The following is a 13,141-nucleotide window of genomic DNA, read 5'->3' on the forward strand; positions in this document are numbered from 1 at the left end:
ACCGGCGCCGCGGTCGGCGCCGGCCTGGGCGCCGCCGCCGGCGGCGCGGTGACCGCCAAGAAGGGCCGCAAGACCGAGGCAGCCGTAGGCAGCGGCCTTGGCGCGGCCGGCGGCTCGCTGCTCGGCAACACCATCGGCGGCAGCACCGGCGGCGCCATCGGCGCAGGCCTCGGCGGCGCGGCCGGCGGCGCTCTCGGCAACAAGATGGGCCGTTGAGCAACGCCCCGGGCTCATCGCCCGACGCCACAAGCCGTGTGAAAGCCCCGAAGGGCTGACCACCAGCAAACGCCCCGACCGAGTTCGGGGCGTTTGTCATTGCGCTCCCCTGAACGACTGCGAACCCGTGCTGCCACGGGGCGGCGAGCCGGCATGACGGCGAAACTCCGCCTAGCCTTCTTCTCTATGCCCAACCGCCAAGCCCCTCGAGCCGGCTCCCTGTGCTCGCCAAGGACGCTTCCGTCATGCGCTCCCCGCCTCCGTTGCCATCGCCCCGCTCCACCCCCAGCTCCTGGCTGCGCTGGCTGCCCGGCCTGCTGATGCTCAGGCAATACCAGCCGGAATGGCTGCCCAAGGACCTGGCCGCCGGCCTGGTGCTGACCTCGATGCTGGTGCCGGTCGGCATCGCCTACGCCGAGGCCTCCGGGGTGCCGGGCATCTACGGCCTGTACGCCACCATTGTGCCGCTGCTGGCCTACGCCCTGTTCGGCCCCAGCCGCATCCTGGTGCTCGGCCCCGACTCCTCGCTGGCCGCGCCCATCCTCGCCGTGGTGCTGCCGCTCTCCGGCGGCGACCCGATGCGCGCCATCACCCTGGCCAGCATGATGGCGGTGGTCTCCGGCGTGGTGTGCATCGCCGTCGGTCTGCTGCGCCTGGGCTTCATCACCGAGCTGCTGTCCAAGCCGATCCGCTACGGCTACATGAACGGCATCGCCCTGGTCGTGCTGATCGCCCAGACGCCCAAGCTGTTCGGCATTTCCATCGAGGGCGAAGGCCCCCTGCTCGACCTCTGGCACCTGGTCGAAGCCATCGCCGCCGGCCAGGCCAACTGGTACAGCTTTGCCGTCGGCGGCGGCAGCCTGGCGCTGATCCTGCTGCTCAAGCCGTTCAAGCAGCTGCCGGGCATCCTCATCGTGGTGATCCTCGCCACCGTGGCGGTCGGCCTCCTCGATCTCGACAAGCACGGCGTCAAGGTGCTGGGTGACCTGCCCCAGGGCCTGCCCAGCTTCGTCCTGCCCTGGCTCAGCGGCGTGGACATCGCCACCGTGGTGCTCGGCGGCTGCGCCGTGGCCATCGTCTCCTTCGCCGACACCAGCGTGCTGTCGCGCACCTACGCCGCGCGCACGCAAACCCCGGTCGATCCCAACCAGGAGATGGTCGGCCTGGGGGCCGCCAACCTCGCCGCCGGGCTGTTCCAGGGCTTCCCGATCAGCAGCAGCTCCTCGCGCACGCCGGTGGCCGAGGCGGCCGGCTCGCAGACCCAGCTGACCGGCGTGGTCGGCGCCCTCGCCGTGGCGGCGCTGCTTCTGGTCGCTCCGCAGCTGATGCGCTACCTGCCGAGCAGCGCCCTGGCCGCGGTGGTGATCGCCGCGGTGCTCGGCCTGTTCGAGTTCGCCGATCTCAAGCGGATCTTTCGCATCCAGCGCTGGGAGTTCTGGCTATCGATGGCCTGCTTCGCCGGAGTCGCCGTGTTCGGCGCCATTCCCGGCATCTGCCTGGCCGTGGGGATCGCCGTACTCGAGTACCTGTGGGACGGCTGGCGCCCGCACTACGCCATCCTCGGCCGGGTCACCGGCATCCGCGGCTATCACGACGTCAAGCGCTATCCGGAAGCCCGCCGCGTACCTGGCCTGGTGCTGTTCCGCTGGGACGCGCCGCTGTTCTTCGCCAACGCCGAGCTGTTCCGCGAGTGCCTGATGGAGGCCATCAAGGAGTCGCCCACCGCGGTAAGGCGGGTGGTAGTGACCGCCGAGCCGGTCACCAGCATCGACGTCACCTCAGCCGACATGCTCGCCGAGCTGTGCCAGACGCTGCGCGAGCGCCGCATCGAACTGCACTTCGCCGAGATGAAGGACCCGGTCAAGGACAAGTTCAAGCGCTTCGGGCTGCTGGAAGTGTTCGGCGACAACGTCTTCCAGCCCACCGTGGGCGCCGGCGTGGACGACTATCTGGCCGATCACGGGGTGGACTGGACGCCCTGAACCGGCACGCCTGCGCGCATCCTGCCGGCGTGGCAGGGCCGATCGTCAGCCGCGTGGCGTGGCTGCTGGCATTGTCGCCAGCCCTCTCTACGCTTGCTCTTCATCAGCTCCACGCGAAGAGGGGATCTCGATGTCCAGGCGAAAACTCGGCGTTCATTCCGAAGCCGGCAAGCTGCACAAGGTGATGGTCTGCTCGCCGGGCCTGGCGCACCTGCGCCTGACCCCGAACAACTGCGACGAACTGCTGTTCGACGACGTGATCTGGGTGTCCCAGGCCAAGCGCGACCACTTCGACTTCGCCGCCAAGATGCAGGACCGCGGCGTCGAAGTGGTGGAGATGCACAACCTGCTGGCAGAAACCCTGCAGGACAAGGAGGCGCTGAAGTGGATCCTCGACCGCAAGCTGTCGGCCAACCAGGTCGGCGTCGGTTTCGGCGAGGAAATGCGCAGCTGGCTGGAAGGCCTGGAAGCCCGCCAGCTGGCCGACTTCCTGATCGGCGGCGTCTCGGCCGCCGACCTGCAGAAGGGCCTCGGCGCCAGCAGCGTGGTGAAGATGCTCTGCGACTTCCTCGGCCACACCAGCTTCATCCTGCCGCCGCTGCCCAACACCCAGTTCACCCGCGACACCACCTGCTGGATCTACGGCGGGGTGACCCTCAACCCGATGTACTGGCCGGCGCGCCGCCAGGAAACCCTGCTGACCACGGCGATCTACCGGTTCCACCCGGACTTCGCCAAGGCCGAGTTCGACATCTGGTGGGGCAACCCGGACGAGGACCATGGCGCCGCCACGCTGGAGGGCGGCGACGTGATGCCGGTGGGCAACGGCGTGGTGCTGATCGGCATGGGCGAGCGCACCTCGCGCCAGGCCATCGGCCAGGTGGCCCAGGCGCTGTTCGCCAAGGGCGCGGCCCAGCGGGTGGTGGTCACCGGCATGCCCAGGTCGCGCGCCGCCATGCACCTGGACACCGTGTTCACCTTCTGCGACCGCGACCTGGTCACCGTCTTCCCCGAAGTGGTCAACCAGATCGTGCCGTTCAGCATCCGCCCCGACCCCGGCAAGCCGGGCGGGATGGATATCCGCCGCGAGGACCGGCACTTCATCGCGGTGGTCGCCGAGGCCCTCGGCCTCAAGCAGCTGCGCGTGGTCGAGACCGGCGGCGACGCCTACGAGGCCGAACGCGAGCAGTGGGACGACGGCAACAACGTGGTCTGCCTGTCCCCCGGCGTGGTGGTCGGCTACGACCGCAACACCTATACCAACACCCTGCTGCGCAAGGCCGGGGTGGAGGTGGTCACCATCAGCGCCAGCGAACTGGGCCGCGGCCGCGGCGGCGGCCACTGCATGACCTGCCCGATCATCCGCGACGCGGTCGACTACTGAGGGAGCGGCGTGGCGGCCCCCGCCGGCCGCCGCGCCACTCCGAGCCCCTACCGGTCCTCTCCCGCTTTCTCACGAGGTGATCCGTCATGGCGTTCAACATGCACAACCGCCACCTGCTCAGCCTGATGCACCACAGCAGCCGCGAGCTGCGCTACCTGCTGGACCTGTCGCGCGATCTGAAGCGCGCCAAGTACACCGGCACCGAACAGCAGCACCTCAGGCGCAAGAACATCGCGCTGATCTTCGAGAAGACCTCGACCCGCACCCGCTGCGCCTTCGAGGTGGCCGCCTACGACCAGGGCGCCAACGTCACCTACATCGACCCCACCTCCTCGCAGATCGGCCACAAGGAGAGCATGAAGGATACCGCCCGCGTGCTGGGGCGCATGTACGATGCCATCGAGTACCGCGGCTTCAGGCAGGAAATCGTCGAGGAACTGGCGCAGTACGCCGGCGTTCCGGTGTTCAACGGCCTGACCGACGAATACCACCCGACCCAGATGCTCGCCGACGTGCTGACCATGCGCGAGCACAGCGACAAGCCGCTGCACGACATCAGCTACGCCTACCTGGGCGATGCGCGCAACAACATGGGCAACTCGCTGCTGCTGATCGGCGCCAAGCTGGGCATGGACGTGCGCATCGCCGCGCCCAGGGCGCTGTGGCCGAGCGACGAGCACGTCGCCGCCTGCCGCCGGTTCGCCGAGGAGACCGGCGCCCGCATCACGCTCACCGAAGATGCCAAAGCTGCGGTCAAGGGCGTGGACTTCGTGCATACCGACGTCTGGGTGTCGATGGGCGAGCCGGTGGAAGCCTGGGGCGAGCGCATCAAGCTGCTGCTGCCCTACCAGGTCAGCGCGGAGCTGATGAGGGCCGCCGGCAACCCGCGGGTCAAGTTCATGCACTGCCTGCCGGCCTTCCACAACAGCGAGACCAAGGTCGGCAAGCAGATCGCCGCGCAGTACCCGCAGCTGGCCAACGGCATCGAGGTGACCGAGGACGTCTTCGAGTCGCCCTGGTGCATCGCCTTCGAGCAGGCGGAGAACCGCATGCATACCATCAAGGCGATCCTGGTCGCGACCCTGGCCGACGTCTGAGAGGAGAAGCCGCATGCGACTAGTCATCGCCCTGGGCGGCAACGCCCTGCTGCGTCGCGGCGAGGCCATGACCGCGGAGAACCAGCGCGACAACGTGCGCATCGCCTGCACGCAGATCGCCAGGGTGGCCACCGGCAACCAGCTGGTGATCGCCCACGGCAACGGCCCGCAGGTCGGCCTGCTGGCCCTGCAGGGCGCGGCCTACGATGCCGCCAACCCCTACCCGCTCGACGTGCTCGGCGCCGAGACCGAAGGCATGATCGGCTACATGATCGAGCAGGAACTGGGCAACCTGCTGCCGGCCGAGGTGCCCTTCGCCACCATCCTCACCCAGGTGGTGGTGGACGGCGCTGACCCGGCCTTCCACAAGCCGAGCAAGCCGATCGGGCCGGTCTACTCGAAGGAGGAAGCCGAGCGCCTGGCCCGCGACAAGGGCTGGAGCATCGCCCCCGATGGCGACAAGTTCCGCCGCGTGGTGCCCAGCCCGCGCCCGCAGCGGATCATCGAGATCCGCCCGATCCAATGGCTGCTGGAGAAGGGCTCGGTGGTGATCTGCGCCGGCGGCGGCGGCATCCCGACCCTGTACCGGGACGGCAAGCTGCACGGTGTGGAGGCGGTGATCGACAAGGACCTCTGCTCGGCCCTGCTGGCCCGGCAGCTGGACTGCGACCTGCTGGTGATCGCCACCGACGTCGACGCGGCCTATGTCGACTGGGGCCAGCCGACCCAGAAGGCCATCGCCGAGGCCCATCCGGACGAGCTGGAGCGCCTCGGCTTCGCCGCCGGCTCCATGGGGCCCAAGGTGCAGGCCGCCTGCGAGTTCGCCCGCCTCACCGGCCGGGTAGCGGTGATCGGCTCGCTGGCCCAGATCGAGCCCATCGTCCAGGGCCGCGCCGGCACCCGCGTCAGCACCGAGCACGCCGGCGTGACGTTCCGCTGAGCGTCAGTGCACGAAGAAGGCCCGCCGGCATCAGCCCGCGGGCCTTTTCCGTCTCACGCCGGCGCCTCAGAAACGCTCGTCGACCAGCCGGAACGGATAGGACGCGCCCTGGTAATGGCCGACCTTGCGCTTGGGCAGCTTGACCTTCTCTTCCTGGGTGATGTCCTTGTAGGGAACGTGCTGGAGCAGGTGGCTGATGATGTTCAGGCGCACCCGGCGCTTCTCCTCGGAGCGGGCCACGTACCAAGGCGCCCAGGAGGTGTCGGTGGCGGCGAACATCTCGTCGCGGGCACGGGTGTAGTCGTCCCAGCGGCTGAACGACTTGAGGTCCATGGGCGACAGTTTCCAGATCTTGCGCCCGTCGTGGATGCGGTCGGCGAGGCGGCGCTCCTGCTCCTCGGCGCTGACCTCCAGCCAGTACTTGATGAGGATGATCCCGGACTCGATCATCATCTTCTCGAACAGCGGGACGACGTTGAGGAAGCGTTGCGCCTGCTCCTCGCTGCAGAAGCCCATCACCCGCTCGACGCCGGCGCGGTTGTACCAGCTGCGGTCGAAGATCACCACCTCGCCGGCCGCCGGCAGGTGCGCCAGGTAACGCTGGCCGTACATCTGGGTCTTTTCCCGGTCGCTGGGCGCCGGCAGCGCCACCACACGGAACACCCGCGGACTGACCCGCTCGGTGAGCGCCTTGATCGTGCCGCCCTTGCCGGCACCATCACGCCCCTCGAAGACGATGCAGACCTTGAGGCCCTTGGCCACCACCCACTGCTGCAGCCTGACCAGCTCGACATGAAGCTTGCGCAGCTCTTCCTCGTATTCCTTGCGACCCAGTCTTTCCCGCTCCGCCGGGATAGACGCCGCATCCTTCTTCTTGCCCTTGGCCATTCTCTCCGCCCCTTCAGCTTGAACTTTCCTCTAAACGCTAGCTGATGGATCGGCGGCTGCACGGGGCCGGCGACAGGCGCCGATCGCGGATGCCCGGCAGCGCAAACCGATGGGCCGCCAGGCAGCCCATCGGGAGAAGGCGGATCAGAGCACGGCCAGCGCCGCCGCGTAATCCGGCTCGTCGGCGATCTCGGCGACCAGTTCGCGGTGCAGGACCTTGTCGTGCTCGTCGAGCACCACCACGGCACGGGCGGCCAGGCCGGCCAGCGGGCCTTCGGCGATGGCCACGCCGTAGTCCTCGAGGAATTCGCGGCCACGCAGCATGGACAGGTTGACCACGTTGTCCAGGCCTTCGCTGGCGCAGAAGCGCTTCTGGGCGAACGGCAGGTCGGCGGAGACGCACAGCACCACGGTGTTGTCCAGGTTGCCCGCCTCCTGGTTGAACTTGCGCACCGAGGTGGCGCAGGTGGGAGTGTCCACGCTCGGGAAGATGTTGAGCACCTTACGCTTGCCGGCGAAGTCGGCCAGGGTGCGGTCGGACAGATCGGAGCCCACCAGGCGGAAGGCCGGGGCCTGGCTGCCGACCTGCGGCAGGTTGCCGTCGACACGTACCGGGTTGCCTTTGAGGGTCACTTGGGACATTGCTTTTATCCTTTATCTTCAAAGAGTTAAGCGCGGAACCTGAAGTGCCGCACGAGAATTCATACCTCACCCCGGCGCGCCGGCGGTGTGCCGGCAAAGCCTAGCACGCGGCAGCGCAGGCAAATCCATGCAGTTTGCGCAGGTACCGGCGGTGGCCGCCCGCACGCCGGATCGGCTAGCATCGCCGCCGTACACCTCGCACGGAACCCGCACCGCATGAAACTTGTTTCCTTCAATATCAATGGCTTGCGCGCACGACCTCATCAACTGGCTGAACTGATCGAGCGCCACCAGCCGGACATCATCGGCCTGCAGGAAACCAAGGTGGCGGACGAGCAGTTCCCCCGTGCCGAAGTCGAGGCGCTGGGCTACCACGTCGAGTACCACGGCCAGAAGGGTCACTACGGCGTCGCCCTGATGTCGCGCCAGGCGCCGCAGAACCTGGTCAAGGGCTTCCCGTGGGATGGCGAGGAATCGCAGCGCCGCTTCATCGGCGCCACCTTCCTCGACGCACAGGGCCAGCCGCTGCACGTGTTCAACGGCTACTTCCCGCAGGGCGAGAGCCGCAGCCACGCGGTCAAGTTCCCGGCCAAGACGCAGTTCTACGCCGACCTGCAGCGCCTGCTGGAGGAACAGTTCAGCCCCGAGCAGGCCCTGGTGGTGATGGGCGACTTCAACATTTCGCCGAAGGATCTCGATATCGGCATAGGTGCGGAAAACGCCAGGCGCTGGCTGCGCAGCGGCAAGTGCAGCTTCCTGCCCGAGGAGCGCGAGTGGATGGAGCGCCTGTACGCCTGGGGCCTGGTCGACAGCTTCCGCGCCCTGCACCCGCAGGTGAACGACCGCTTCAGCTGGTTCGACTACCGCAGCCGCGGCTTCGAGGACCAGCCCAAGCGCGGCCTGCGCATCGACCTGATCATGACCTCGGCCGGCCTGACCCCGCGCCTCAAGGCAGCCGGCATCGACTACGACCTGCGCGGCATGGAAAAGCCCTCCGACCACGCGCCGGTGTGGCTCGAGCTGATGTGACGCAGTTCACGCTCATTCCGCCACCGCGTAACAGAACGGTCATCGTACTGACTTAATCTGCGCGGCATTCCAGACCTGACCAACAAGGTTTCCTGCCGCCATGTCGTGCTTCTCCCGCCCGTTCACTTCTCCAGCCCGCCTGCTGTTCGGCGGGCTGCTGGCCCTGTCCCTGCCGGCCACCAGCCTCGCCGCCCTGCCACTGCCCGCCGACGGCAAGGCGGCCCTGCACATGCAGGGCTCCAACACCATCGGCGACAAGCTGGGGCCGGCGCTGGTGAGCGGCCTGCTGGAGAAGGAAGGCTTCAGCAAGGTCCGCATCGAGAACAGCGGCGAGAACGAGCAGCGCGTCACCGGCTTCGATGCCAAGGGCCGTCTGGTCAGCATCGAGGTGGCCGCCCACGGCTCGGGCACCGGCTTCGTCGCCCTGGGTAACGACAGCGCCGAACTGGCCGCCTCGTCGCGTCCGATCAAGGACAGCGAGGCCGCCAGCCTCGCCAGCCTCGGCGACCTGAAGAGCCCCGAGGGCGAGCAGGTGATCGCCATCGACGGCCTGGCGGTGATCCTCCATCCGTCCAACCCGCTGGCCGCCCTGTCGGTGGCGCAGCTGGCCCGGGTGTTCGCCGGCGAGGTGAAGACCTGGGAGGAACTGGGCGGCCGCGGCGGCGCGATCCACCTGTACGCCCGCGACGACAACTCCGGCACCTGGGACACCTTCAAGGAGCTGGTGCTGGCCAGCCAGGGCAAGAGCCTGGCCGCCGGCGCCCAGCGCTTCGAGTCGAGCGTCAAGCTGTCCGACGCGGTCAGCCAGGACCCGCAGGGCATCGGCTTCATCGGCCTGCCCTACATCCGCCAGGCCAAGCCACTGGCGATCAGCGCCGGCGACTCGCAGCCGATGCTGCCGAGCACCGAACTGGTGGCCACCGAAGACTACCCGCTGTCGCGGCGCCTGTTCCTCTACATGAAGCCGGGCGAAGGCAACCCCTGGGCCCAGGAGCTGGTGCGCTTCGCCCACAGCCCGCGCGGCCAGGAAATCGTCGCCCAGAGCGGCTTCATCGCCCAGACCGTCAAGGCCATGAAGGTCGAGGCCCATGGCGAGATGCCGGACAGCTACCGCGAACTGGTGAGCAACGCCCAGCGCCTGGCGGTCAACTTCCGCTTCGCCGAGGGCAGCGCCGAGCTCGACAACAAGGCGCTGCGCGACCTGCGCCGGGTGCTGCGCTATCTGCGCGACAACGACAAGCTGATGAGCCAGGTGGCGCTGGTCGGCTTCGGCGATCCGAAGCACGAGGACCGCGACCGCACCCTGCTGCTGTCCAAGCTGCGCGCCATGGCCGTACAGCGCGAGCTGGTCAAGGGCGGCGTGCTGGTGCGCTCGATCGACGGCCTGGGCGACGCCCTGCCGGTGGCCGCCAACGACGGCGAGGACGGCCGCCGCAAGAACCGCCGCGTGGAAGTCTGGGTGTACTGATCGCTGCTGCGCCGCAGAGGCCGCTGCCACCGCCGGTGCCAGCGGCCTCTTTCCGTCCGGCTGACATGACCGGCCGGGGCGGCCGCGCTACACTGCGCGCCCCGCAAGCATCCCGAGGAGTCCCCCGATGGCCATCGCCATGGCTCGCCATATCCTGGTCAAGACCGCCGCCGAGGCCGAGCAGCTCAAGCTGCGCCTGGCCAAGGGCGAGGACTTCGCCACCCTGGCGCGACGCCACTCGTTCTGCCCCTCGCGCAAGCGCGGCGGCGACCTCGGCGAGATCCGCCCGGGGCAGATGGTCAAGCCGTTCGAGAACGTGGTGTTCCGCAAGCCGCTGCACCAGGTGCAGGGACCGCTGAAGACCCAGTTCGGCTGGCACCTGGTGCTGGTGTACTTCCGCAGCTGAAACGACAGGGCCGGAAGCGGTTTCCCGGTTCCGGCCCTGCGCTGTCCCCCCCGCCGCGGCTCAGAAGAACTGCGGCTCTTCTTCCTCGTCCGCCGTCGGCGCCAGGCTCCAGGTCGAGGTATCGTCGGGCCTGGCCTGGCTGCCCTCGCCGTCGCGGTGCAGCTTGAGCTTGAGGCGCACGTTGTTCGCCGAGTCGGCGTTCTTCACCGCTTCCTCCTCGTCGATCGCGCCCTCGTTGACCAGATCGATCAGCGCCTGGTCGAAGGTCTGCATGCCCAGCGGCCGCGACTTCTCCATGACCTCCTTGATCAGACTGAACTCGCCGCGCTTGACCAGATCGCGGATGGTCGCGGTGCCCAGCAGCACCTCCACCGCCGCGCGGCGCTTGCCGTCGACGGTCTTGACCAGGCGCTGGGAAACGAACGCCTTGAGGTTGTTGCCGAGGTCGTTGAGCAGCTGCGGGCGACGTTCCTCGGGGAAGAAGTTGATGATGCGGTCCAGCGCCTGGTTGGCGTTGTTGGCGTGCAGGGTGGAGATAGCCAGGTGTCCGGTCTCGGCGAAGGCCAGGGCGTGCTCCATGGTCTCGCGGTCGCGGATCTCGCCGATCAGGATCACGTCCGGCGCCTGGCGCAGGGTGTTCTTCAGCGCGGCCTGGAAGCTGCGGGTATCCACCCCCACCTCGCGCTGGTTGATGATCGACTTCTTGTGCCGGTGCACGTACTCCACCGGGTCCTCGATGGTGATGATGTGGCCGCTGTGGTTGCGGTTGCGGTGGTCGATCAGCGCCGCCAGCGAAGTCGACTTGCCCGAGCCGGTACCCCCGACGAACAGCACCAGGCCGCGCTTCTCGAGGATCACGTCGAGCAGCACCGGCGGCAGTTTGAGATCCTCGAAGCGCGGGATGTCGAGCTTGATGTTGCGCGCGACTATCGACACCTCGTTGCGCTGCTTGAAGATGTTGACCCGGAAGCGCCCGACGTTGGGCAGCGAGATCGCCAGGTTCATCTCCAGCTCGCGTTCGAAGTCCGCCCGCTGCTCGGCGTCCATCAGTTCGTGGGCAATCTTCGCCACATCGCCGGGTGCCATCACGTCCTTGTTCAGGGCGCGCAGCACTCCGTTGAACTTGGCGCAGGGCGGCGCGCCGGTCGACAGGTAGAGGTCCGATCCATCCTGGCTGGCCAGGATGCGCAGCATTGCCGTGATGTCCATCGAGAAAACCGCCATAACCGATTGATCTGAAAAGGCCATCATTCTGCATCAAGTGAATGCGTGACTCTCGTCACAGATGTCGGGATTGAGAAGCCGTCGATCCTTTGGCGGTATTCGCCGCCGCCCGCCCCGTGCAGAAGCCTGCAGACCCTGCAGTCGACAACCTGCCTGTCGAGCCTTCCGCCGCAAGCGGGCAGGTCATGGAAAGCCCGCGCTTGACGGCCTCCCGGAAAAACCGGAAACCCACTGACCCAGATCAATACCGGGGAAAGTTGGATCCATGCTATGAGTTTGCGCGCGCTGAAAATGCGCCATTCCAACCAGACAAAACAGACGAAAGGGACTTTTATGCAATCACTCAGGCACTCGTCAGCCATTGAAATTGCTAAAGAGCTGGATCAATTCAAGCGAAAGTGGAATCGCATCTCACAGATATTTCAGGAGAACGCCGAACTCTGGCACAAGATTGCACCGCAGCACTTCTCGGGAATGCTCGCCATCACCCCCGCCAAGCCTGGCGATACGCGCCTGTTCGCCACCACGCTGGGCAACAAGGAGTTCGCCATCGGGCTGACTTCCAGAGTGCTCAATGGGGATATCTGCGGCCGAATAACCGCCAGCCTCCTCGATCACACCGGCAAGCCCAAGACCCTCGTCTGCGAGGCATTCATCAATGCGGACGGGCAGATCCTCAGTACCGACGGCGAGAAACTCATCGACATGTACGAGAGTGACTCACCCGGATATCGCCTGCTCGCCGAAATCGTCTATAAGGTCATATCCTTCTGAAGATGCCGCGAAGTAGCGCGCCGCTTCTCCTCGGCCGGTCCGGCGAACCGATAGACAAGGGATTGCATGTCGGTCATGCGGGCTACTTCATCGATTCGGCAGCAGTCCTTTCTTGCTGAAGGATATCTGGCGAGGTGCCGGCCCGCTCCGGGCCGCACCCCGCCTTCCCTGCCTCGCCAGCACATCCGGCTCACGCTACCGCTGCGGCGCAGCCTTGTCTGCTCGGACGCCCCCTATCGGCCCGCGTACAACTGCCGATGCACCTGTGCGACAATTGCGGCATATCAGCCATGCGCAGTACAGCGGGACGGCCGCAGCGACGACGGCTGCAGTGGGCGCCGGTGCCGTTGTCGGATCAGCTTTCGCTGACGACACCCCAAGCCCGTCCCCTGGCACTGCTACTCTGGCCATCGAACAGCTTCGGACTGCCAATGCGCTGACCGATGCCGCCTATGGCATGGATCTTCCATCGCAGAGCGCTGGAAGAATTCGGCGACTCAAGATGAATGAGCTGGTCACGATCCATGAGGCTCTCGGCGACTGGGTGCGGATCTCGCCGTCCACCACCGCTGAGGAGCGGATCATGAAGGCATACATCTCGATCATTTCGCCGTAACGCAAGCTGGCCGCAGCCACTACTCAAGGAAGAGCACAAATGTCCAACCACACCGAAGACCTCGCCCCACTTCTCCTGGACCTTCATGCCCAGATCGTAGGGATGCGCAACGTCCTACATGTCCTCATCGAAACCCATCCTGATCGCCAGAAGGTCGATGCCCTCCTGGCAGATTACCGGCTTCGCATTGAGGCCGTGCTGGGCCCATCAGTCGCCTCGGATGCGGTTATTGAGACCTGCCTGGGTCTAGTTGACGCAATGCGCGCATCTGCCCAGAAAACTCCCTGAGCTTCACGGCATCGTGTTCGGCTGACGCCTGCTCACGAGCCTCGATCATGGGCAGCAGCCTTTCGAAAAGGCGCTCGAGGAACGCCTTGTTCTCCAGCAGGCTGTCCAGATCGATACCGGAATGATCGTTGCTCATACTCCACCTCGATTGGTTGGCAGTTCATCCCGCCGACGCTATGTGACTTGC

The 13,141-nt window shown here is 66.8% G+C and carries 14 protein-coding genes; 10 read left to right on the forward strand and 4 right to left on the reverse strand.

The features are described 5' to 3' along the window. The 5 genes from E5198_RS03215 to arcC all read left to right on the forward strand — a co-directional run. Nucleotides 1–216: glycine zipper domain-containing protein (locus E5198_RS03215; RefSeq protein WP_372239861.1), on the forward strand; the 216-nt coding region annotated here is incomplete at its 5' end. Between the two features lie 245 nt (nt 217–461). Beyond that, a complete protein-coding gene (locus E5198_RS03220; RefSeq protein ID WP_136488578.1) occupies nt 462–2,198 on the forward strand; it encodes a SulP family inorganic anion transporter in 1,737 nt (578 codons plus the stop codon). A gap of 130 nt (nt 2,199–2,328) precedes the next feature. Next, nucleotides 2,329–3,582: an arginine deiminase gene (gene arcA, locus E5198_RS03225; protein WP_372239862.1), complete on the forward strand. Its 1,254-nt coding sequence runs from the start codon at nt 2,329–2,331 to the stop codon at nt 3,580–3,582. Between the two features lie 86 nt (nt 3,583–3,668). Further along, nucleotides 3,669–4,679 carry an ornithine carbamoyltransferase gene (locus E5198_RS03230; protein ID WP_136488579.1) on the forward strand — a complete coding sequence of 337 codons (1,011 nt, stop codon included), beginning with the start codon at nt 3,669–3,671 and terminating at the stop codon, nt 4,677–4,679. A 13-nt stretch (nt 4,680–4,692) separates the two neighbouring features. Continuing rightward, nucleotides 4,693–5,619 (forward strand): carbamate kinase, encoded by a 927-nt coding sequence (gene arcC / locus E5198_RS03235; RefSeq protein WP_136488580.1) that lies wholly within the window; start codon nt 4,693–4,695, stop codon nt 5,617–5,619. Nucleotides 5,620–5,685: 66 nt separating this feature from the next. Here arcC and ppk2 read toward each other — a convergent pair whose 3' ends face one another. Together ppk2 and tpx are read right to left on the reverse strand one after the other, a co-directional pair. Beyond that, a complete protein-coding gene (ppk2, locus tag E5198_RS03240) occupies nt 5,686–6,507 on the reverse strand; it encodes a polyphosphate kinase 2 (protein ID WP_136488581.1) in 822 nt (273 codons plus the stop codon). A 144-nt stretch (nt 6,508–6,651) separates the two neighbouring features. After that, nucleotides 6,652–7,149 (reverse strand): thiol peroxidase, encoded by a 498-nt coding sequence (tpx, locus tag E5198_RS03245; protein ID WP_136488582.1) that lies wholly within the window; start codon nt 7,147–7,149, stop codon nt 6,652–6,654. Nucleotides 7,150–7,365: 216 nt separating this feature from the next. Between tpx and xthA the strand changes: the two genes are divergently transcribed. The 3 genes from xthA to E5198_RS03260 all read left to right on the forward strand — a co-directional run bounded on the left by xthA (nt 7,366) and on the right by E5198_RS03260 (nt 10,052). Beyond that, complete coding sequence (xthA, locus tag E5198_RS03250) at nt 7,366–8,178, forward strand: exodeoxyribonuclease III (RefSeq protein WP_136488583.1); 813 nt, start codon at nt 7,366–7,368, stop codon at nt 8,176–8,178. Nucleotides 8,179–8,278: 100 nt separating this feature from the next. Next, entirely contained in the window at nt 8,279–9,646 is a 1,368-nt protein-coding gene (locus E5198_RS03255) for a substrate-binding domain-containing protein (RefSeq protein WP_136488584.1), read from the forward strand. A 127-nt stretch (nt 9,647–9,773) separates the two neighbouring features. Then, a complete protein-coding gene (locus E5198_RS03260; protein WP_136488585.1) occupies nt 9,774–10,052 on the forward strand; it encodes a peptidylprolyl isomerase in 279 nt (92 codons plus the stop codon). 60 nt (nt 10,053–10,112) lie between these two features. Here E5198_RS03260 and E5198_RS03265 read toward each other — a convergent pair whose 3' ends face one another. Continuing rightward, on the reverse strand, nt 10,113–11,261 hold the full coding sequence (locus E5198_RS03265) for a PilT/PilU family type 4a pilus ATPase (RefSeq protein WP_178084039.1): 1,149 nt from the start codon (nt 11,259–11,261) through the stop codon (nt 10,113–10,115). A 285-nt stretch (nt 11,262–11,546) separates the two neighbouring features. On the opposite strand from E5198_RS03265, the gene E5198_RS03270 reads away from it, so the two are divergent. Continuing rightward, nucleotides 11,547–12,050 (forward strand): hypothetical protein, encoded by a 504-nt coding sequence (locus tag E5198_RS03270; protein WP_136488586.1) that lies wholly within the window; start codon nt 11,547–11,549, stop codon nt 12,048–12,050. 274 nt (nt 12,051–12,324) lie between these two features. Then, nucleotides 12,325–12,666: a hypothetical protein gene (locus tag E5198_RS03275; RefSeq protein ID WP_136488587.1), complete on the forward strand. Its 342-nt coding sequence runs from the start codon at nt 12,325–12,327 to the stop codon at nt 12,664–12,666. Between the two features lie 226 nt (nt 12,667–12,892). Here the strand turns inward: E5198_RS03275 and E5198_RS03280 are convergent, their stop codons facing one another. Further along, complete coding sequence (locus E5198_RS03280) at nt 12,893–13,090, reverse strand: hypothetical protein (RefSeq protein WP_136488588.1); 198 nt, start codon at nt 13,088–13,090, stop codon at nt 12,893–12,895. Nucleotides 13,091–13,141: the final 51 nt, after the last annotated feature.

Origin of the sequence: Pseudomonas sp. A-1, from assembly GCF_004801855.1 — a bacterium.
In the GTDB taxonomy this organism is placed as follows: domain Bacteria; phylum Pseudomonadota; class Gammaproteobacteria; order Pseudomonadales; family Pseudomonadaceae; genus Geopseudomonas.

Excerpts from the sequence above, each read along its gene's own strand:
- E5198_RS03220 (WP_136488578.1), top strand. The coding sequence starts at position 462 with ATGCGCTCCCCGCCTCCGTTGCCATCGCCCCGCTCCACCCCCAGCTCC.
- arcA (WP_372239862.1), top strand. The coding sequence starts at position 2,329 with ATGTCCAGGCGAAAACTCGGCGTTCATTCCGAAGCCGGCAAGCTGCAC.
- E5198_RS03230 (WP_136488579.1), top strand. The coding sequence starts at position 3,669 with ATGGCGTTCAACATGCACAACCGCCACCTGCTCAGCCTGATGCACCAC.
- arcC (WP_136488580.1), top strand. The coding sequence starts at position 4,693 with ATGCGACTAGTCATCGCCCTGGGCGGCAACGCCCTGCTGCGTCGCGGC.
- ppk2 (WP_136488581.1), bottom strand. The coding sequence starts at position 6,507 with ATGGCCAAGGGCAAGAAGAAGGATGCGGCGTCTATCCCGGCGGAGCGG.
- tpx (WP_136488582.1), bottom strand. The coding sequence starts at position 7,149 with ATGTCCCAAGTGACCCTCAAAGGCAACCCGGTACGTGTCGACGGCAAC.
- xthA (WP_136488583.1), top strand. The coding sequence starts at position 7,366 with ATGAAACTTGTTTCCTTCAATATCAATGGCTTGCGCGCACGACCTCAT.
- E5198_RS03255 (WP_136488584.1), top strand. The coding sequence starts at position 8,279 with ATGTCGTGCTTCTCCCGCCCGTTCACTTCTCCAGCCCGCCTGCTGTTC.
- E5198_RS03260 (WP_136488585.1), top strand. The coding sequence starts at position 9,774 with ATGGCCATCGCCATGGCTCGCCATATCCTGGTCAAGACCGCCGCCGAG.
- E5198_RS03265 (WP_178084039.1), bottom strand. The coding sequence starts at position 11,261 with ATGGACATCACGGCAATGCTGCGCATCCTGGCCAGCCAGGATGGATCG.
- E5198_RS03270 (WP_136488586.1), top strand. The coding sequence starts at position 11,547 with ATGAGTTTGCGCGCGCTGAAAATGCGCCATTCCAACCAGACAAAACAG.
- E5198_RS03280 (WP_136488588.1), bottom strand. The coding sequence starts at position 13,090 with ATGAGCAACGATCATTCCGGTATCGATCTGGACAGCCTGCTGGAGAAC.